Genomic DNA, 19,070 nt, shown 5'->3' with positions numbered 1-19,070 from the left:
CAACGGCTTGCGCCCGCCGCGGCAAATCATTGGCGAATTTTCTCGCGAAACACTGTATTCCCAAGAGCGAAGCTGGTAAAATCCTGCGCCATCACAACGTAGCGAGTGCCGCCTGTACAAACGGCGCTTATTTGCACAAATCCATTGACAAACGAAGGCTAAAAGGGCATATTCCTCGGCCTTTGAATTGTCCTCAATAGAATATATTTGGGAGTTGGACCTTGGCTAATATCAAATCAGCTAAGAAACGCGCCGTACAGTCTGAGAAACGCCGCAAGCATAACGCAAGCCGTCGCTCAATGGTGCGTACCTTCATCAAGAAGGTAGACGCAGCTATCGCAGCTGGCGACAAAGAAGCAGCACAAAATGCATTCCTGGTAATGCAGCCACTGGTGGACCGTCAGGCAGCTAAAGGCCTGATCCACAAAAACAAAGCAGCGCGTCATAAGTCAAACCTGACTGCACGCATCAACGCAATGCAATAAGCATTTCGTTATCTGCTTGATAAAAAAACCGGCTCAGGCCGGTTTTTTTACGTCCTGCGTTCAGTGAACCGCTAGCAGGAAAACAGCGCCGAGAAGTCTTTGTTGCAGACGCGCTGCACCGCCGGATGCTGGATCATGCGCTCGGCGAAGATAATGTAATACTCCTCCTGAACGCTGTCGATGCGCCCAATCTCCACCACGTTGTCATCGTTGTAGGTATCCTGCGCATACAGCGTCGGCGCCACGAAGATCGCATTGTGGTACATGCCAAAGGCCTTCATCAGCGCCGCATCGTCGAACTCGCCCAGAATTTCCACCTGAATGCCCTGCGTATTGAACCAGTTGAGCAGCTTGCGCCCCAGCATCGAACGGCGGCCGGGGATCAGCAGCTTGCGCTGCTCCAGACAAGCCGGGAACGGCAGCTCCGGCGCCGGCTGGCGACAGAAAAAGCTGATGCCACACTCGCCCAGCTTTAGCGAGAACAGCCCTTCCTGCTGGCTGGAGTCCACCGGGCAATCCGACAAGATCATATCCAGCTTGTGCTGGCTGAGCTGCTCCAGCAGCATCTCGTGCGTCGATTCAAAGCAACGCAGGTGGATCTGCTCGTTGTCCACCACCACCGCCGTTTCCAATACCTGGCTGACCAGCCGCTTCGACAGCGCGTCCGCCACGCCGACGTCGAACAACAGGTTGGACTCTTTGCGGTAGTTGACGATATCCAACATTTCCTGGCTGAGCATGAACATCTTGTCGGCATAGCGGAACACCAGCTGCCCCAGCTCCGAAGGCACCAACCCGCGCCCCTGGCGCTTGAACAGCTTGCCGTCCAACCGCTCTTCCAGCGCTTTGATCTGGCCGGTGATGGTCTGCGGCGTCAGGAACAACGCTTCAGCGGCGCCGACCACGGAACCGGCCTTGCAGACCTGCCAGAAATAGTAAAGGTGATTAAAGTTGATATGCGACATCCTCACGAGCGGCTCTCCTTAACAACGTTTCGCAGCGGCAAACGGTGTGCCGTGACGAGCGACAAACTTCCTTTCCCTGCTTCAGACAACGTGTAGCCCCATTAGTCCCAACGAAGAACGGCCGAAGCTGCACATATTTTATACCGCACAGCTCCGACCAGCCATTTTATTATGTGCCCTTACCGGGCACATTCAGGATTAACGCACGCGCGGCAACGCCAGACGCAGTAATCCATACCCTACCACCGCCGCAGTGGTGGAGCCCAACAGGATCCCCAGGCGGGAATAGGTGCTGAGCGCCGCATCCGCATCGCCGAACGCCAGCGAGGCGATAAAAATCGACATGGTAAAACCAATGCCGCAAAGCACCGAAACGGCAAACACCTGTTTGAAGCCGATGCCTTCAGGCAAACGGGCGATGCCCATTTTCACCGCCAGCAGGCTGAAGAGGAAAATCCCCAGCGGCTTGCCGATAAACAGGCCAGCCGCAATCCCGACCGGCAGCAGCGACGTCAACCCATCCAGCGATACGCCCTGCAAAGAGACCCCGGCGTTGGCGAAAGCGAACAGCGGCAGGATCATAAACGCGACCCACGGGTGCAGCTCATGCTCCAGCGTTTCCGATGGCGATGGCCCCCTTTTGACGTTCAACGGGATCATAAAGCCGACGATCACCCCGGCCAGCGTCGCATGCACCCCAGACTTGAGGATCGCCACCCACAGCACCAGGCCAACCATCATATACAGCGAGGTTTTTCCCACGCCACGCCAGTTCATCACCGCCAGCAGCGCCACCGCCGCCGCCGCCACGCCCAGCGCCACCATCGACACTTCGTGGGTGTAGAACAGCGCGATGATGATAATCACGCCCAGGTCGTCGATGATTGCCAACGCCAGCAGGAACACTTTCAGGCTGGTCGGCACGCGGTTGCCCAGCAAGGCCATGACGCCCAGCGCAAAGGCGATGTCGGTCGCGGCCGGGATCGCCCAGCCCTGGCGGGTAACTTCATCCGCGCCGTTGAACAACAGGTAAATCAGCGCAGGCGCCAACATGCCGCCCAGCGCGGCGATCGCCGGAAACACCGCTTTGTCGCGCCCGGACAGCGAGCCTTGCATCAGCTCGCGCTTGACCTCCAGCCCCACCACCAGGAAGAAGATGGCCATCAGGCCGTCGTTTATCCACAGCAGCAGCGGTTTAGCGATCTCCAGCGAAGCTACCTTCACCATCACCGGCAGGTTAAGGAATGCCTGATAGATCCCCTGCGCCGGGGTGTTGGCCATGATCAGGGCGACGATCGCCGCCGCGATCAGAATGATACCGCCCGCCGCTTCCTGACGTAAAAATTGACGAATGATGTTGGTCACAATACGTCTCTCCAAATCTGTGCAAGGCACAGCGCCCTGCGAACCACAGTCATGAAGTGAGTATAGAGGGCGTTTTAGTTCGAAAAAATAAGTTTATAAATGCTAAACAGCTCGAAAAAACCGATAAAAAGCACGAATAAGTCACATTTACGTTGTGGAATTAGCGGTTCGGCGCGCAAATAAAAACCCCGGGACAGAAGCCCGGGGTTCGCACATAAGCCAACAGAAACAGCAGGTTAGCGAGTCAGATCGTCAAAGAACTTTTTTACCCCGTCGAAGAAGCTCTTCGAACGTGGGCTGTTCTTGTCGCCGGACGGGCCACCCAGGCTCTCTTCCAGCTCACGCAGCAGCTGCTTTTGCTTGTCGTTCAGATTGACCGGGGTTTCCACCACCACGCGGCACAGCAGGTCGCCCTGGCTGCCGCCACGCACCGATTTCACGCCCTTGCCGCGCATGCGGAACAGCTTGCCGGTTTGGGTCTCCGAAGGCACCTTCAGTTTCACCCGGCCGTCCAGCGTCGGCACTTCAATCTCGCCGCCCAGCGCCGCCATGGCGAAGTTGATCGGCACTTCACAGTACAGGTTGTTGCCTTCACGCTCGAAGATCGGGTGTGCCTTCACCTGCACCTGAACGTACAGATCGCCCGCCGGTGCGCCGTGTTCGCCGGCTTCACCTTCACCCGCCAGGCGAATGCGGTCGCCGGTATCGACGCCGGCCGGAATTTTCACCGACAGCGTCTTGGATTTTTCTACCCGGCCGTGGCCGTGGCACTTGTTGCACGGATCTTTGATGATCTGACCGCGGCCATGGCAGTGCGGACACGCCTGCTGCACGGTGAAGAAGCCCTGACGCATCTGCACCTGGCCCTGGCCGTGACAGGTTGGACAGGTGACCGGCGAGCTGCCCGGTTTGGCGCCGCTGCCGTGGCAGACGTCGCACTCTTCCAGCGTCGGGATGCGGATCTCTTTGGTGACGCCACGTACCGCTTCCTCGAGGGTCAGCTCCATGTTATAGCGCAGATCGGAACCGCGGCTGGCGCGCTGACGGCGGCCTCCGCCGAAGATGTCGCCAAACACGTCGCCAAAGATATCGCTGAAGTCGGCACCACCGCCAAAGCCACCGCCGCCCATGCCGCCCTGTTCAAAGGCTGCGTGCCCATACTGGTCGTAAGCCGCGCGTTTCTGGTCGTCGGTCAGAACTTCGTAAGCTTCTTTAACTTCTTTAAACTTGGTTTCGGCGTCTTGTTCCTGGTTGCGGTCAGGATGGTATTTCATCGCCAGGCGTTTGTACGCCTTTTTGATCTCACGTTCATCCGCCGTCTTGCTGACGCCGAGAATCTCGTAATAGTCTTTCTTCGCCATTCTTTCGCTTACCCTTAACATGCGTGCACGGGCGCAGAGTTGCCTCGACGCCCGTGCTGGTTTCCGGGAGCGGCACCTCGGCCGCCCCGTGCCCGCTTAAGGGCGATTATTTTTTGTCTTTAACTTCTTCGAACTCGGCGTCAACCACGTCGTCGTCTTTCTGCGCCGCGTTGTCCGCGCCGGCGTCAGCACCCTGCTGAGCCTGCTGCGCCTGAGCCATTTCCAGCAGTTTGCCGGAAACCTGCACCAGCGCCTGAGTCTTCGTTTCGATCTCGGCTTTATCTTCGCCTTTCACCGCCGCTTCCAGATCCTTCAGCGCCGCTTCGATCGCCGTTTTGTCTTCCGCCGGCAGTTTGTCACCCGCTTCTTCCAGCTGCTTGCGAGTGCCGTGGATCAGGTGATCCGCCTGGTTACGCGTCTGCACCAGCTCTTCGAACTTGCGGTCAGCTTCAGCGTTCAGCTCGGCGTCGCGCACCATTTTCTGGATTTCGTCCTCGTTCAGGCCAGAAGATGCCTTGATGGTGATCTTCTGCTCACGACCGGTGTTCTTGTCTTTGGCAGACACGTGCAGGATGCCGTCGGCATCGATATCGAAGGTCACTTCGATCTGCGCCATGCCGCGCGGCGCCGCCTGGATGCCGTCCAGGTTGAACTGGCCCAGAGATTTGTTATCGCTGGCGCGCTTACGTTCACCCTGCAGCACGTGGATGGTTACCGCAGACTGGTTGTCTTCCGCAGTAGAGAACACCTGGCTGTGCTTGGTCGGGATCGTGGTGTTTTTGGTGATCAGCGGCGTCATCACGCTGCCCATGGTTTCGATACCCAGCGACAGCGGGGTCACGTCCAGCAGCAGAACGTCCTTCACATCACCGGCCAACACGCCGCCCTGTACCGCAGCGCCCACGGCAACCGCTTCGTCCGGGTTCACGTCTTTACGCGGTTCTTTGCCGAAGAAGTCTGCGACTTTCTTCTGCACCATTGGCATACGGGTCTGGCCGCCCACCAGGATCACGTCCTGAATGTCGGAAACCGACAGGCCAGCGTCTTTCAGCGCCACTTTCAGCGGTTCGATAGAGCGCGCAACCAGATCTTCAACCAGCGACTCGAGTTTGGCGCGAGTCACTTTGATGTTCATGTGTTTTGGACCGGTCGCGTCTGCAGTGATGTACGGCAGGTTAACGTCGGTCTGCTGAGCGGAAGACAGTTCGATCTTCGCTTTCTCAGCGGCTTCTTTCAGACGCTGCATCGCCAGCGGATCGTTGCGCAGATCGATACCCTGATCTTTCTTGAACTCTTCCACCAGGTAGTTGATCAGACGGCTGTCGAAGTCTTCGCCACCCAGGTGGGTGTCACCGTTGGTCGCCAGCACTTCAAAGGTTTTCTCGCCGTCAACGTCGTCGATTTCGATGATGGAGATATCGAAAGTACCGCCGCCCAGGTCATAAACCGCGATGGTACGGTTGCCGACTTCTTTGTCCAGGCCATAGGCCAGGGCCGCCGCGGTCGGTTCGTTGATGATGCGCTTGACTTCCAGACCCGCGATGCGGCCGGCGTCTTTGGTCGCCTGACGCTGGGCGTCGTTGAAGTAAGCCGGTACGGTGATAACCGCTTCAGTTACCGGTTCGCCCAGGTAATCTTCCGCCGTTTTCTTCATTTTTTTCAGCACTTCCGCAGAGATCTGCGGCGGAGCCATTTTCTGGCCTTTCACTTCCAGCCAGGCGTCGCCGTTGTCGGCTTCGACGATTTTGTACGGCATGATCGCTTTGTCGCGCTGCGCTTCTTCATCCTGGAAGCGGCGACCGATCAGGCGCTTGATGGCGAACAGGGTGTTTTCAGGGTTGGTGACTGCCTGACGCTTAGCCGGCTGGCCAACCAGAGTTTCACCGTCCTGGGTATATGCGATAATAGAAGGAGTGGTGCGGTCGCCCTCGGCGTTTTCCAGCACGCGTGCCTTGGCACCATCCATAATTGCTACGCAAGAGTTGGTAGTACCCAGGTCGATACCAATAATTTTGCCCATCTAAACGTCTCCACTAAAAAATTCATAATCAGTCAGGTTGCTAACCTATATGCGGGCGATTTTTTGCTTTTCAACTGCCCGATATCTCAGTGCGACCCGCGGTTAGCAGCTGCGGTTGCAAATAAGATGGGGCCATCCAACCCGGCATCAAGGGGCAAGGCGAAAAAAATTTCTTTTTTTATCGTCATTCAGATCATTGTTTCCGGTTGCGGGGATCATTATGATGCGCGCGCTCTGGTGGAAAACTTCGATTTTTTGGCCATTCAGACCATTTATGATTTTAATTCGCTGTTTCCGTTAATTTTCTGTTATCGCAGAGGACTTATGCACACCAACAAGTTGGCGAATCCCGGCCCTCTCGGCCTGATGGGCTTCGGGATGACCACCGTCTTGCTGAACCTGCACAACGCGGGCTTTTTCCCACTGAACTCCGCCATCATCAGCATGGGGATTTTCTTCGGTGGCCTGGCCCAGATCCTGGCCGGACTGCTGGAGTACAAGAAGGGCAACACCTTCGGCATGACCGCCTTCACCGCCTACGGCAGCTTCTGGCTGAGCCTGGTCGGCCTGCTGCTGCTGCCGCGTCTGGGCCTGGCAGAGGCCACCGAAGCCCACGTGCTGGGCATCTACCTGGCGCTGTGGGGCGTCTTCACCCTGTTCATGTTCTTCGGCACCCTGGGCGCCAACCGCGTGCTGCAGTTCGTGTTCGCCAGCCTGACGCTGCTGTTCGCCCTGCTGGCCGTCGGCAACATCACCGGCAACCACACGCTGCTGACCTTCGCCGGCTATGAAGGGATTATCTGCGGCGCCAGCGCCATTTACCTGGCGATGGCCGAAGTACTCAACGAGCAATACGGCCGCACCGTGCTGCCGATTGGCGAACCGGCTCCGGCGCGCGTCGCGGCCTCACCGGTCACGGCGTAATCGCCCGCCCCTGATGAAAAAGCCCTGCACTGCAGGGCTTTTTTTTAGCTGTAGGAGTCGGCTCGCCGCTCCCCGGCTTCGCTGTTCAGGTCACGATGCAGGTAGAAGCCGAGCAGCAGCCCGATGAGCGACAGCGCCAACACATAGTAAGCGGGCGCTAACGGGGTTAATTTCATGATCAACGTCACAAAAATAGGGGTTAAACCGCCAAAAATAGCGTACGAGACGTTATATGAGAACGAGATACCGGTAAACCGCACTTCCGCCGGGAATGCCCGCACCATCACGTACGGTACGGCCCCCACCACGCCTACGCTGAACCCCACCAGAGCATAACAGGCGAACAGCATTTCCGGACGCACGCCCACCGTCTGATAGAACAGCCAGCTGCAGCCGGCCAGCAGTACACTGCCGGCCACCAGCGTTTTGCTGGCACCGAAGCGATCGGCCGACAAACCGGCGACGATGCAGCCGGCGATCAACATGATGGTGGCGATGCTGTTGGCCTGCAGCGTCAAGGCCGGCGCGATGCCGAACTGCTTTTGCAAATAGGTCGGGGTCATCAGGATCACCACCACGATGCCGGCGGAGAGCAGCCAGGTCAGCAGCATCGACACCGCCACTTCCCGTTTGTAGTTGAGCACCACCGATTTCAGCGGCAGCTCCTCGGCCAGCGCTTTACGCGCCTGCATCTCGATAAAGATCGGCGTTTCCTGCAGCCAACGGCGCAGGTACATCGCCACCAGGCCGAACATGCCGCCAAGCAGGAATGGAATGCGCCAGCCGCCGCCGGCAATGCTCTGCGGGCTGAGCGTGGTGTTGATCACCGTCGCCACCACCGAGCCCAGCAGGATGCCCACCGTCAGCCCGGCGGTGAGCGTGCCGCAGGCGAAGCCGATGCGCCGGCGCGGCACGTGTTCGGCGACAAAGACCCAGGCGCCCGGCACCTCACCGCCGATCGCCGCCCCCTGCAGCACGCGCATCAGCAGCAGCAACAGCGGCGCGGCGATGCCGATGCTGGCGTAGGTCGGCAGCAGGCCCATCGCCAGCGTCGGCAACGCCATCAGCAGAATGCTCAGAGTAAACATCTTTTTGCGGCCGACCAGATCGCCGAAGTGCGCCATCACGATGCCGCCCAGAGGGCGGGCCAGATAGCCGGCGGCGAAGATGCCGAAAGTTTGCACCAGCCGCAACCATTCCGGCATGTCCGCCGGGAAGAACAGATCGCCGACCACGGCGGCGAAGAACACGAAGATGATGAAGTCGTAAAACTCCAACGCGCCGCCCAACGCGGCCAACGTCAGCGTTTTGTAGTCTTGCCGGTTCAGCCGGCGATTAGTGTCGTGAGGCATAGGGCACCGTCGGTTAAGGCTGTAAAAATAAAAGCCGCAGGCTTTCTGTAAAAGAATCCTTACTATAGCGGCAAATTATTTTCACACCAGACGGGCTGAGGCCGATCTCGCAGAACGCTGAAATTTAGAGGTTTATCTCGCGACGCGCGCTCTTTGGCCGAAATGCTGCTACCACCGCGGCATGCGTTTCGACGTAAGGCCCGTCGAGCAGCTGAATGCAGTAAGGCACGCTGGCGAAGATGCCGTGTACCACCGCATTGCCCTGCTCATCCTTTACCCCTTCCAGCGTTTCCTTGATCGACTTCGGTTGGCCGGGCAGGTTGATGATCAGCGCCTGTTTGCGGATCGCCCCCACCTGGCGAGAAAGAATTGCCGTTGGCACATAGTGTAGGCTGATCTGACGCATTTGCTCGCCGAAGCCGGGCATCACGCGATCGGCGATCGCCAGCGTGGCGTCGGGGGTGACGTCGCGGCGCGCCGGCCCGGTGCCGCCGGTGGTCAGCACCAGATGGCAGCCCATTTCGTCCACCAGCTCGCACAGCGTCTGTTCAATTTGCGTCTGCTCATCGGGGATCAGCCGGTTTTCCAGCTTGAAGGGCGTCGCCAGCGCGCCGGCCAGCCACTCCTCCAGCGCCGGAATGCCTTTATCCTGGTAAACGCCGCCGGAAGCGCGGTCAGAAACGGAAACCAAACCAATACGTAAAATATCCATGCGTAACCTCTACAGCCTGATGGGGTCCGAACGGGCTCGTCCCCCGTTCTGTTGTCATTGCCGAGAGTATAAGGGCTTCCCCCGCCGGCGGGGGCGTCGGGCATAAAAAAAGGTGGCCTGAGCCACCTTTTTACTGCGCGATCTGCGGGAATTACAGCAGGTCGGCGATCATTTTTTCCAGTTTGCCCTGGTCTACGGCAAATTTGCGGATGCCGTCGGTCAGTTTCTCAACCGCCATCGGATCCTGGTTGTGCTGCCAGTAGAACTCAGGTTCGGTCAGTGCGGCAGGGCGCGCCTTCACTTCACCGGTATAAGACAGTTTGCGCTCCAGCGCGCCTTCGCTCTCCGCCAGCTCTTTCAGCAGCGCAGGCGCGATGGTCAGGCGGTCGCAGCCGGCCAGTTCGATGATTTCGCCGACGTTGCGGAAGCTGGCGCCCATCACCACGGTGTTGTAGCCGTGCTGTTTGTAATACTGGTAAATTTCGGTCACGGAGATCACGCCCGGATCTTCGTGCGGGGCGAACTCTTTCTTGTCGCCGTTGGCTTTGTACCAGTCGAGGATACGGCCGACGAACGGCGAGATCAGGTAAACGCCGGCTTCGGCACAGGCGCGAGCCTGAGCGAAGGAGAACAGCAGCGTCAGGTTACAGTTGATGCCTTCTTTCTCCAGCTGCTCCGCCGCGCGGATGCCCTGCCAGGTCGAGGCCAGTTTGATCAGAATGCGATCGTTGCTGATGCCGGCTTCGTTGTACAGCTTGATCAGGCGCTTGGCCTTGGCCACGCTGGCAACGGTGTCGTAAGACAGGCGTGCATCCACTTCGGTGGAGATGCGACCCGGAACCAGTTTGAGGATCTCCAGACCGATGTTGACCGCCAGCTTGTCGGCGGCATCGGCGATTTGCTGCTCGCGATCGCTGCTCTGGCCGCGCGCCCAGGCGATGGCTTCGTCAATCAGTTTGCGGTATTCAGGAATTTGGGCTGCATTGAGGATCAGCGAAGGGTTGGTTGTGGCGTCCTGCGGTTGATACAGCTTCATTGCCGCGATATCACCCGTATCTGCAACCACCGTGGTCAGCTGGCGCAGGGAAGTTAATTTGTCGGTCATGTTGGCATTATCTCATCGTTTGTGCATGAACTTTTGGCATTGTTCAACCATGCCCTACCCTGATAATAACATGCGCCAAGCCCGGTGCAAGGCTGGAAAACCGCGGCGCACAAGCATCTGTTTTATCCTTGGGCGAGCAACCGTTTACGCCGATATCTTTCGCCATTACCGAGCGGATGGAAAGGCAATAACGTGCTATTGTCCGAATAAATTATGTTAAATTCGAAAAAATTGATGCAATTCGTCCGCTAATCTGCGAAAAATCTTAATCGACTGACGCCGGACAGATTCCAGCTAAGCTCTTGTAAAAAATAGGCCAATGTTTTTCACCTGCGGTGGATGCTGCCAGGTGCGCATTAAATTTCGATAAGAGGAGGGATCCATTGACGGACCTGATGAATTTTATAAACAACATTTTGTGGGGGTCGGTGCTGATTTATCTGCTCCTCGGCACCGGCATTTACTTCACGCTGCGCACCCGTTTTATCCAGCTCCGCCACTTCAGCCACATGTTCTCGGTGTTGAAAAACAGCAACAAAAGCGACAGCGCCGGCATCTCCTCTTTCCAGGCGCTGTGCACCACGCTGGCAGCGCGCGTCGGCACCGGCAACCTGACCGGCGTCGCCATCGCCCTGACCGCCGGCGGCCCCGGCGCCATCTTCTGGATGTGGGTGGTGGCGTTTATCGGCATGGCCACCTCATTTGTGGAAAGCTCGCTGGCTCAGCTCTATAAAACCAAAGACGATAACGGCAACTACCGTGGCGGCCCGGCCTATTACATGGAAAAAGGCCTTGGCATGCGCTGGATGGGCGTGCTGTTTTCGATCTTCCTGATCATCGCGTTCGGTCTGGTGTTCAACGCCGTGCAGGCCAACTCCATCGCGCAAGCTTCCGCCGTCGCCTTCCACTTACAGCCGCTGCACGTCGGCATCGGTCTGGTGCTGCTGAGCGGCGTGGTGATCTTCGGCGGCATCCGTTCCATCGCCAAAGTGGCCGAACTGGTGGTGCCGCTGATGGCCGGTGCCTACCTGTTGCTGGCCCTCTGGGTGATTGGCCATAACATCGAACACATGCCGGCGATCCTGGCGCTGATCTTCAAAAGCGCCTTCGGCCTGCAGGAAGCCGCGGCCGGCGCCGTCGGTTACGGCATCTCCCAGGCGATGACCCAGGGCGTACAGCGCGGCCTGTTCTCCAACGAAGCCGGCATGGGTTCGGCGCCCAACGCGGCGGCGTCCGCCTCGCCTTATCCGCCGCATCCCGCTTCGCAAGGCTACGTACAAATGCTCGGGGTGTTTATCGATACCATCGTCATCTGCAGCGCCACCGCGGCGATCATCCTCTCCTCCGGCATTCTCGATCAGCCGACCGACAGCATCAGCGGCATCGATCTGACCCAGCGCGCGCTGTCGACCGCCGTCGGCAGTTGGGGCACGCCATTCGTCGCCATCGCCATCTTCTTCTTCGCCTTTACCTCGATCATCGCCAACTACGCCTATGCCGAGAGCAACCTGGTGTTCCTCGAGCACAACCACCCGGGCGGCCTGCTGATCTTCCGCTGCGTGGCGCTGGGCATGGTGATGTTCGGCGCGCTGGCGGAGCTGCCGCTGGTGTGGAAAATGGCGGATACCTCCATGGCATTGATGGCGATCACCAACCTGACGGCGATCCTGCTGCTGTCGCGGGTGGCGCTGAAACTGGCCGACGACTACCATCGCCAGCGCCGCCTGGGCAAGCTGCCGACCTTCGACGCCAACCGTTACCCGGAGCTGAAATCGCAGCTGGAGCCGGGCGTGTGGGACGACAAGCAGCCGCCGCGCTGAGTATTCCGGGGCGTGTGCGATGCACGCCCCGCCTATTGGACCGATTGCCCCTTTTTTCCGCGCTTTTTGCTACAGTATGCGCACTTGGATAAACAGGATCTGGCCATGCTCGTTATTATTTCCCCTGCAAAAACGCTCGATTACGACAGCCCGCTGGCGACACAACGCTTCACGCAGCCCGAACTGCTGGACAAGTCTCAACGGCTTATCAAAATTTGCCGCGCGCTGACGCCGGCGCAAATCGCCAGCCTGATGAGCATCAGCGACAAGCTGGCCGGGCTCAACGCCGCGCGCTTTAGCGAATGGCAGCCGAAATTTACCCCGGACAACGCCCGCCAGGCGCTGCTGGCGTTCAAGGGCGACGTTTACACCGGCCTGCAGGCGCAGGATTTCAACGAAGCCGATTTCGACTTCGCCCAACAGCATTTGCGCATGCTGTCCGGCCTGTATGGCGTGCTGCGCCCGCTCGATCTGATGATGCCGTACCGGCTGGAGATGGGCATCAAGCTGGAAAACCCGAAGGGCAAAGATCTGTACAGTTTCTGGGGCGATCAGATCACCCAAAAACTCAACGAAGCGCTGGAGCAGCAGGGCGACGACGTGGTGGTCAACCTCGCCTCCGACGAGTATTTCAAAGCGGTGAAACCGGCCAAGCTGCATGGCGCGCTGATCAAACCGGTGTTCCTCGACGAGAAGAACGGCAAGTTCAAGGTCATCAGCTTCTACGCCAAGAAAGCGCGCGGGTTGATGAGCCGCTTTATCATCAAAAACCGCCTGACGCGCAGCGAACAGCTGGTGGACTTCAACCTGGAAGGCTACGCCTTCGACGAAGCCGCCTCGCAGGGCAACGAGCTGGTGTTCAAACGCCCGGAACAGGCATAAAAAAAGCCGTCGCAAGACGGCTTTTCGCATTTTAGCCGGCCGAACTTCAGGCCGGCAGCGCCATCAGGAACGTGCGCAGCTCGCCGAAACTGGCCGGCAGCGTGTGCGACAGCAGCGGCAGATCGGCCCGCAACGCCAGCGCTTTCGGCAACGGCAGTTCCTGGCCGAGGATCGCTTCCACGCTCTCTTTAAACTTGGCCGGATGCGCGGTGCCGAGGAACAGACCGAACTCCCCTTCCTGCAGCTGATCGCGCAGCGCGCGGTAGGCGATGGCCGCATGCGGTTCGGAGATATAGCCCAGCTCGGCCAGTTCACGCATCGTGTCTTTGGTGGTCTCGTCGCTGACCGCCGCGTGCCCCAGCTCTTTCAGTTGCCAGACCTTACGACGGAACAGCTCCTCCACGCGCGGCCAGTTGTTCGGCTGGCTCACGTCCATGGCGTTGGACAGCGTCGCGACCGTAGCGTGCGGCTGCCACTGACCGCTGGTCAGGAAGCGCGGCACGGTGTCGTTGGCGTTGGTGGCGGCGATGAAGCGCTTCACCGGCAAGCCCAGCGATTTGGCCAGCAGCCCGGCGGTCAGATCGCCAAAGTTGCCGCTCGGCACCGCAATCACCAGCTGATTGCGCGCTTCCTGCGGCAGCTGCGCCACCGCTTCGAAGTAGTAGCAAATCTGCGCCAGCAAACGGCTGATGTTAATCGAGTTGGCCGAGTTCAGGTGCAGCGCGTCTTTCAATTCCTGATCGTCGAACGCCTGCTTTACCAGCGCCTGACAGGCGTCGAAGTCGCCGTCGATCGCCACGGTGTGAATATTGCCGCCCAGGGTGCAGAACAGCTTTTCCTGCAGCGGGCTGATTTTACCCTGTGGATACAGGATCACCACCCGTACGTTTTTCAGGCCGTAGAAGGCATGCGCCACGGCGGCGCCGGTGTCGCCGGAGGTGGCGGTCAAAATGGTCACTGGCTGATCGCCGGCCACTTCCGCCAGCATCTGCGCCATAAAGCGGCCACCGAAGTCTTTGAACGCCAGCGTCGGGCCGTGGAACAGCTCCAGGCAGGAGACGTCTTCCGTCACTTTCGCCACCGGTGCCGGAAACTCAAAGGCGGCCTGCACGCGTTTCTTCAGCGCCGCCTCCGGCACTTCTTCGCCGATAAAGGCCGACAGAATGCGGCTGCTGCGGGTGACAAAGTCCTGCTCCAGCAGTTGGTCGATCTCGGTCAGTTCGAACGCCGGCAGCTCCAGCGGGAAGAACAGCCCCTGCTGCTTGCCCAGGCCTTGTTTGATCGCCTGCGCGAAGCTGACCTGCTCGTTGTGATCCTTAAGGTTGTACAGTTTCATGCGTTATCCCAGTAGTCGAGCGCCTGCGGTATCCAGACGGCAAATATGAACAAAACCTTCATCGTTTTGCAGATAGTGTTGTTGCAGCCAGGCGGCCATGCGTTGCGCGGTGGCGCCGTCGTTGCACACGGCGAACAGCGTCGGGCCGGAGCCGGAGATGCCGCAGGCCAGCGCGCCGATCTCCTGCGCCGCCTTGCGCGCTTCGGCGAAGCCCGGCAGCAGCCGGGTGCGGTACGGCTCGGCAATCACGTCCTGCATTAATTTGGCGGCCAGCTGCGGCTGCCGGGTGTGGCAGGCGTGAATAAAGCCGGCCAGATAACGGCCGTGGCTGATGCAATCCTGACGGCGGTACTGCGCGGGTAAAATGGCGCGCGCTTCGGCGGTGGAGACCTTGATGCCCGGATAGGCCATAACCCACAGCCAATCGTCAAAGCACGGCACTTCCTGGCTGATAATGCCTTCTTCTTCCAGCATCAGCTGCAGGCCGCCCAGATAGCAGGGCGCCACGTTGTCGTAATGCACACTGCCGGAAATGCGGCCTTCCAGCTCGCCCATCAGACCGAGCAGCGTCGTCTTATCCAGCGGGCGATCGCAAAATTCGTTCATCGCCATCAGCCCAGCCACCACCGAACAAGCGCTGGAGCCCAGCCCCGATCCGATCGGCATGTTCTTTTCCAGCCGCATCGCCACCGGCACTTCGCGGCCGATCTCCTGGCAGAAACGCTCCCAGCATTGATAAACGATGTTCTCTTTCGGCTCGGCTGGCAGCTTGCTGACGAAGCGCCCGGCGTTTTGCAGACTGAACGTCTCGGCGGCTTCCACGCTGACGCAGTCGCCCAGCAGCGTGCCGTCGATCGGCGAAACCGCCGCGCCCAGCACATCAAAACCGACGCTGACGTTACCGATCGAGGCCGGTGCATACACCTTAACCATATTAAACTCCCAACTTCCATGACAGTGTGCGCAGCAGATCGGCGAACACGCCCGCTGCGGTCACATCGTTACCGGCACCGTAGCCGCGCAGCACCAGCGGCAGCGGCTGATAATAACGGCTGTAGAAGGCCAGCGCGTTCTCGCCGTTCTTCACTTTATACAACGGATCGTTGCCGTCCACCGCCTCGATACGCACCTTACAGCGCCCTTCGTCGATCAGGCCGACATAGCGCAGCACCTTGCCTTGCTCGGCGGCATTGGCCACGTTGCGCGCGAACTCTTTATCCAGTTCCGGCAGCCGCGCCAGGAAATGCTCCACGTCGCCCGACGCGTCGAAGGACGGCGGCAGCACCGGCTCGACCTCGATATCGCTCAGCTCCAGCTTGTAACCGGCTTCGCGCGCCAGGATCAGCAGCTTGCGCGCCACGTCCATACCGGACAGATCGTCGCGCGGATCCGGCTCGGTGTAGCCATTGGCTCTGGCCTGCAGAGTCGCCGCCGACAGCGACAGCCCTTCGTCCAGCTTGCCAAAGATAAAGGACAGCGAACCGGACAGGATGCCGGAGAAACGCACCAGCTCATCGCCGGCGTTCAGCAGGTTTTGCAGGTTCTCGATCACCGGCAGACCGGCGCCGACGTTGGTGTCGTAGAGGAACTTGCGGTGCGAACCGGCGGCGGCGGCGCGCAGTTGCTGATAATAGTTCATCGACGAGGTGTTGGCCTTTTTGTTCGGCGTTACCACATGGAAGCCGTCCGCCAGGAAGTCCACATACTGATCGGCCACCGCCTGGCTGGAGGTACAATCGACGATCACCGGGTTCAGCAGGTGATACTCCTTCACCAGCCGGATCAGGCGGCCGAGATTGAACGGCTCCTGCGCGCCGGCCAGCTCGTCCCGCCAGCTGTCGAGCGCGATGCCGTGCACGTTGGTCAGCATCACGCGCGAGTTGGCGATGCCGCACACCCGCAGATCGATATGTTTTTGCTTCAGCCACGGCTGCTGGCGGTAGATCTGCTCGATCAACGCCCCGCCGACGCCGCCGACGCCGATGACGAACACTTCGATCACCTGATCGGTGTTGAACAGCATCTGGTGGCTGACGCGCACGCCGGTGGTGGCGGAATCATTGCTGACCACCACCGAGATTGAACGCTCGGAAGAGCCCTGGGCGATGGCGACGATATTGATGTTGGCGCGCGCCAGCGCGGAGAAGAAGCGCGCTGAAATGCCACGCAGGGTGCGCATGCCGTCGCCGACTACCGAGATGATCGCCAGGCGCTCCATGACGTCCAGCGGATCCAGCACGCCATCTTTCAATTCCAGATAGAACTCCTCCTCCAGCGCTCGGCGGGCGCGCTGCAGTTCGCCCTGCGGCACGCAGAAGCTGATGCTGTATTCGGAAGAGGATTGGGTGATTAACACCACCGAAATGCCGGCGCGCGACATCACGGCGAACACCCGTGCAGCCATGCCGACCATGCCTTTCATGCCCGGGCCGGAGACATTGATCATCGCCATATTATTCAGGTTGGTGATGCCTTTCACCGGCATATCGGCATCGGTGCTGTCTTTGCCGATCAGCGTGCCGGGAGCCTGCGGGTTGGAGGTGTTTTTTATCAGGCAAGGGATTTGGAATTGGGCAATCGGCGTGATGGTGCGAGGGTGCAGCACTTTGGCGCCGAAATAGGAAAGCTCCATCGCCTCCTGGTACGACATCGATTTCAGCAGCCTGGCGTCCGGCACGGTGCGCGGATCGCAGGTATACACGCCGTCGACGTCGGTCCAGATTTCGCAACAGTCGGCGCGCAGGCAGGCGGCCAGCACCGCGGCGGAATAGTCCGAGCCGTTGCGGCCCAGCACCACCAGCTCACCCTTATCGTTGCCGGCGGTGAAACCGGCCATCAGCACGATGTGGTCGGCCGGGATCGCCGCGGCGGCGATGCGCAGCGTGGACTCGGCGATATCCACGGTAGACTCCAGGTAGTGGCCCTGCGCCAGCAGCTTCTCCACCGGGTTGATCACCGTGACCGGATAACCCTTGGCGCGGAACACCCCTTCCATGATGGCGATGGAGAGCTTTTCGCCGCGGCAGATGATCGCCGCGTTGACGCTGTCCGGGCACTGACCCAACAGCGAGACCCCGTGCAACACCTGTTTGAGCTGCGCGAACTCCTGATCGACCACGCCTTTCAAACGATCGTATTCAAAGCCCGGCAGAGCCTGCGCCAGCCCGCTCAGCAGGTCGGCAAAGATCCGCTCGGCGTCGCTGATATTCGGCAGAATGTCCTGGCCCGCCACCGTTTTGTCGATCATTGCCACCAGATGGTTGGTGATCTTTGCGGGGGCGGACAAGACCGTGGCTACCTGTCCCTGACGCGCATTACTCTCCATGATGTCGGCGACGCGCAGAAAACGTTCTGCATTCGCCACCGAGGTTCCGCCAAATTTCAGCACTCGCATGTGTGATCTCTCCGAATTTAAGCCGAAAAAAAAGCCCGCACTGATTAGGTGCGGGCTTTTTTCTGTGTTTCCTGTGCGCGTCAGCCCGCCCCGTTACCTGTGGTATCGGTGGTGGTAATAATTGTGGTTTTCAGGCTGATGTTGCGCATGTTGTCTGTCTGTCTCATGAAATACTCTGTCCCCTCTATTGGTTAAAGCAATCGCTATCCCAAGTCAAACTATTTCTTTTTTTTGCTTATTTTCCGTTCAGCGGCGGTAATGCGCGATGCAACAGGTGAAAAGCAAAATGACAGAACAAAAAAACAACTTAAAGCCGATTTACTAGTGGATCACGCTGGGTAACCGTCTGATGGAGCCGCTATCACTTGGCGAGTTTTTTTTCGATGTCGTGCAGCAGCGTATGCAGCATCGCCGTATCTCGCTGTTGCAGCGCGCCGAGGCGCTGGTGCAGCCAGTCGCGCAATTTTTGGTCATCGCCGACCTCCAACGCGTTCAACAAGGCATCGGCGCGGCGGCGCAGCGCCTTGAGCTGCCCTTCCGACGCCGCCGTTTCCTGCGGTGTACTGACACCCATCAGGCTCGCCAGCTGGTAGCAGTAAACCATCACCGCCTGGCCCAGGTTAAGCGACGGATAGTCCGCCTGCATCGGCACGCCGGTCAGCAAGTCCGCCAGCGCCAGCTCTTCGTTGGTCAGGCCGGAATCTTCGCGGCCGAACACCAGCGCGGCCTGGCCGACCCACTGCTTACGCTCGCTCAGCTGTTCCAGCAGTTCGGGCGGCGTACAGTAGTAGTGAAAGCGCGCGCGGCTGCGGGCGGTGGTGGCGACGGTAAAATCCACGCCCGCCAGCGCCTGTTCCAGCGTGGCGAACGTTTGCACGCCGTCGAGGATCTCGCCGGCACCGTGCGCTACCCAGCGCGCCGCCGGCTGCAGGTGCGCTTCGCTGTTGACGATGCGCAACGACGTGAAGCCCATGGTTTTCATCGCGCGCGCCGCCGCGCCGACATTTTCCGGCCGCGCCGGAGCCACTAAAACAATATGAAGCTGCATGACTCTTCCACCGAAGGCGGGCCTGCGTTTTTGACGATGGCGCAGCGCCCGCTTATATTTACAATTACGCAACAATAAACGCGTTAATAGCAACAAACAAGATTAAACGGCTCGTTGAACGAATAAACCCGTCGTAATAGTCATTATTCGCGCTTATGTTTTACTGCGTTTATTTATCAATAAGTTAAAACAACGCGATGATCAATAAGCGAATAATTGTATCCTATCGGGCCGGATAATGCTGAATCGTTCACAGAATTTGAGGTTCTGTGACTTAAACTGGCATTTCTGTAAGTGTTTT

Annotated in this window: 16 protein-coding genes and 1 other annotated feature; of the genes, 4 read left to right on the top strand and 12 right to left on the bottom strand. The window is 59.1% G+C overall.

Going from position 1 to position 19,070, the window contains the following annotated elements:
• Positions 1 to 221 precede the first annotated feature (221 nt).
• Positions 222 to 485 (top strand): 30S ribosomal protein S20, encoded by a 264-nt coding sequence (gene rpsT, locus ACJ8PN_RS12475; protein WP_004932960.1) that lies wholly within the window; start codon positions 222 to 224, stop codon positions 483 to 485.
• 71 nt (positions 486 to 556) lie between these two features.
• Here the strand turns inward: rpsT and nhaR are convergent, their stop codons facing one another.
• From nhaR to dnaK, 4 genes are all read right to left on the bottom strand, one after another.
• Entirely contained in the window at positions 557 to 1,456 is a 900-nt protein-coding gene (gene nhaR / locus ACJ8PN_RS12470; RefSeq protein WP_004932962.1) for a transcriptional activator NhaR, read from the bottom strand.
• Between the two features lie 192 nt (positions 1,457 to 1,648).
• Positions 1,649 to 2,815, bottom strand: coding sequence for a Na+/H+ antiporter NhaA (gene nhaA / locus ACJ8PN_RS12465; protein ID WP_171453299.1), 1,167 nt, complete (start codon positions 2,813 to 2,815; stop codon positions 1,649 to 1,651).
• Between the two features lie 236 nt (positions 2,816 to 3,051).
• The gene (gene dnaJ, locus ACJ8PN_RS12460) at positions 3,052 to 4,176 is read right to left on the bottom strand and encodes a molecular chaperone DnaJ (protein WP_004932969.1); all 1,125 of its coding nucleotides are present in this window, start codon (positions 4,174 to 4,176) and stop codon (positions 3,052 to 3,054) included.
• 106 nt (positions 4,177 to 4,282) lie between these two features.
• The gene (gene dnaK / locus ACJ8PN_RS12455) at positions 4,283 to 6,196 is read right to left on the bottom strand and encodes a molecular chaperone DnaK (RefSeq protein ID WP_130017875.1); all 1,914 of its coding nucleotides are present in this window, start codon (positions 6,194 to 6,196) and stop codon (positions 4,283 to 4,285) included.
• Positions 6,197 to 6,520: 324 nt separating this feature from the next.
• Here dnaK and satP point away from each other — a divergent pair, with 324 nt between their 5' ends.
• Complete coding sequence (gene satP / locus ACJ8PN_RS12450; RefSeq protein ID WP_015376609.1) at positions 6,521 to 7,120, top strand: acetate uptake transporter; 600 nt, start codon at positions 6,521 to 6,523, stop codon at positions 7,118 to 7,120.
• A gap of 44 nt (positions 7,121 to 7,164) precedes the next feature.
• Here satP and ACJ8PN_RS12445 read toward each other — a convergent pair whose 3' ends face one another.
• The 3 genes from ACJ8PN_RS12445 to tal all read right to left on the bottom strand — a co-directional run bounded on the left by ACJ8PN_RS12445 (position 7,165) and on the right by tal (position 10,289).
• Positions 7,165 to 8,472 (bottom strand): MFS transporter, encoded by a 1,308-nt coding sequence (locus ACJ8PN_RS12445; protein WP_049241978.1) that lies wholly within the window; start codon positions 8,470 to 8,472, stop codon positions 7,165 to 7,167.
• A gap of 124 nt (positions 8,473 to 8,596) precedes the next feature.
• The gene (gene mog, locus ACJ8PN_RS12440) at positions 8,597 to 9,184 is read right to left on the bottom strand and encodes a molybdopterin adenylyltransferase (protein WP_442534982.1); all 588 of its coding nucleotides are present in this window, start codon (positions 9,182 to 9,184) and stop codon (positions 8,597 to 8,599) included.
• A gap of 151 nt (positions 9,185 to 9,335) precedes the next feature.
• Positions 9,336 to 10,289, bottom strand: a complete 954-nt coding sequence (tal, locus tag ACJ8PN_RS12435; protein WP_004932982.1) for a transaldolase — start codon at positions 10,287 to 10,289, stop codon at positions 9,336 to 9,338.
• Between the two features lie 383 nt (positions 10,290 to 10,672).
• Here tal and ACJ8PN_RS12430 point away from each other — a divergent pair, with 383 nt between their 5' ends.
• Together ACJ8PN_RS12430 and yaaA are read left to right on the top strand one after the other, a co-directional pair.
• Entirely contained in the window at positions 10,673 to 12,109 is a 1,437-nt protein-coding gene (locus ACJ8PN_RS12430) for an alanine/glycine:cation symporter family protein (protein ID WP_082997241.1), read from the top strand.
• Between the two features lie 105 nt (positions 12,110 to 12,214).
• Positions 12,215 to 12,991 (top strand): peroxide stress protein YaaA, encoded by a 777-nt coding sequence (gene yaaA, locus ACJ8PN_RS12425; protein WP_437189344.1) that lies wholly within the window; start codon positions 12,215 to 12,217, stop codon positions 12,989 to 12,991.
• Between the two features lie 46 nt (positions 12,992 to 13,037).
• Here yaaA and thrC read toward each other — a convergent pair whose 3' ends face one another.
• The 5 genes from thrC to ACJ8PN_RS12400 all read right to left on the bottom strand — a co-directional run bounded on the left by thrC (position 13,038) and on the right by ACJ8PN_RS12400 (position 18,769).
• The gene (gene thrC / locus ACJ8PN_RS12420) at positions 13,038 to 14,327 is read right to left on the bottom strand and encodes a threonine synthase (protein WP_442534981.1); all 1,290 of its coding nucleotides are present in this window, start codon (positions 14,325 to 14,327) and stop codon (positions 13,038 to 13,040) included.
• Between the two features lie 3 nt (positions 14,328 to 14,330).
• Complete coding sequence (gene thrB, locus ACJ8PN_RS12415) at positions 14,331 to 15,260, bottom strand: homoserine kinase (RefSeq protein WP_004932993.1); 930 nt, start codon at positions 15,258 to 15,260, stop codon at positions 14,331 to 14,333.
• A 1-nt stretch (position 15,261) separates the two neighbouring features.
• Entirely contained in the window at positions 15,262 to 17,721 is a 2,460-nt protein-coding gene (gene thrA, locus ACJ8PN_RS12410; RefSeq protein ID WP_004932996.1) for a bifunctional aspartate kinase/homoserine dehydrogenase I, read from the bottom strand.
• A gap of 24 nt (positions 17,722 to 17,745) precedes the next feature.
• Positions 17,746 to 17,863, bottom strand: a sequence feature (Thr leader region).
• Entirely contained in the window at positions 17,802 to 17,870 is a 69-nt protein-coding gene (gene thrL / locus ACJ8PN_RS12405) for a thr operon leader peptide (protein ID WP_086581142.1), read from the bottom strand. It overlaps the preceding feature by 62 nt.
• A gap of 212 nt (positions 17,871 to 18,082) precedes the next feature.
• Entirely contained in the window at positions 18,083 to 18,769 is a 687-nt protein-coding gene (locus tag ACJ8PN_RS12400) for a tRNA/rRNA methyltransferase (protein ID WP_351107414.1), read from the bottom strand.
• Positions 18,770 to 19,070: the final 301 nt, after the last annotated feature.

The organism is Serratia sp. CY76391 (assembly GCF_052166695.1).
Classification (GTDB): domain Bacteria; phylum Pseudomonadota; class Gammaproteobacteria; order Enterobacterales; family Enterobacteriaceae; genus Serratia; species Serratia nematodiphila.
This window is presented reverse-complemented; position numbering and strand designations above follow the sequence as displayed.

What these genes read in the sequence shown, in the direction of transcription:
- dnaJ (WP_004932969.1), bottom strand. Translation starts at nt 4,176, where the DNA reads ATGGCGAAGAAAGACTATTACGAGATTCTCGGCGTCAGCAAGACGGCG.
- dnaK (WP_130017875.1), bottom strand. Translation starts at nt 6,196, where the DNA reads ATGGGCAAAATTATTGGTATCGACCTGGGTACTACCAACTCTTGCGTA.
- satP (WP_015376609.1), top strand. Translation starts at nt 6,521, where the DNA reads ATGCACACCAACAAGTTGGCGAATCCCGGCCCTCTCGGCCTGATGGGC.
- ACJ8PN_RS12445 (WP_049241978.1), bottom strand. Translation starts at nt 8,472, where the DNA reads ATGCCTCACGACACTAATCGCCGGCTGAACCGGCAAGACTACAAAACG.
- mog (WP_442534982.1), bottom strand. Translation starts at nt 9,184, where the DNA reads ATGGATATTTTACGTATTGGTTTGGTTTCCGTTTCTGACCGCGCTTCC.
- tal (WP_004932982.1), bottom strand. Translation starts at nt 10,289, where the DNA reads ATGACCGACAAATTAACTTCCCTGCGCCAGCTGACCACGGTGGTTGCA.
- yaaA (WP_437189344.1), top strand. Translation starts at nt 12,215, where the DNA reads ATGCTCGTTATTATTTCCCCTGCAAAAACGCTCGATTACGACAGCCCG.
- thrC (WP_442534981.1), bottom strand. Translation starts at nt 14,327, where the DNA reads ATGAAACTGTACAACCTTAAGGATCACAACGAGCAGGTCAGCTTCGCG.
- thrB (WP_004932993.1), bottom strand. Translation starts at nt 15,260, where the DNA reads ATGGTTAAGGTGTATGCACCGGCCTCGATCGGTAACGTCAGCGTCGGT.
- thrA (WP_004932996.1), bottom strand. Translation starts at nt 17,721, where the DNA reads ATGCGAGTGCTGAAATTTGGCGGAACCTCGGTGGCGAATGCAGAACGT.
- ACJ8PN_RS12400 (WP_351107414.1), bottom strand. Translation starts at nt 18,769, where the DNA reads ATGCAGCTTCATATTGTTTTAGTGGCTCCGGCGCGGCCGGAAAATGTC.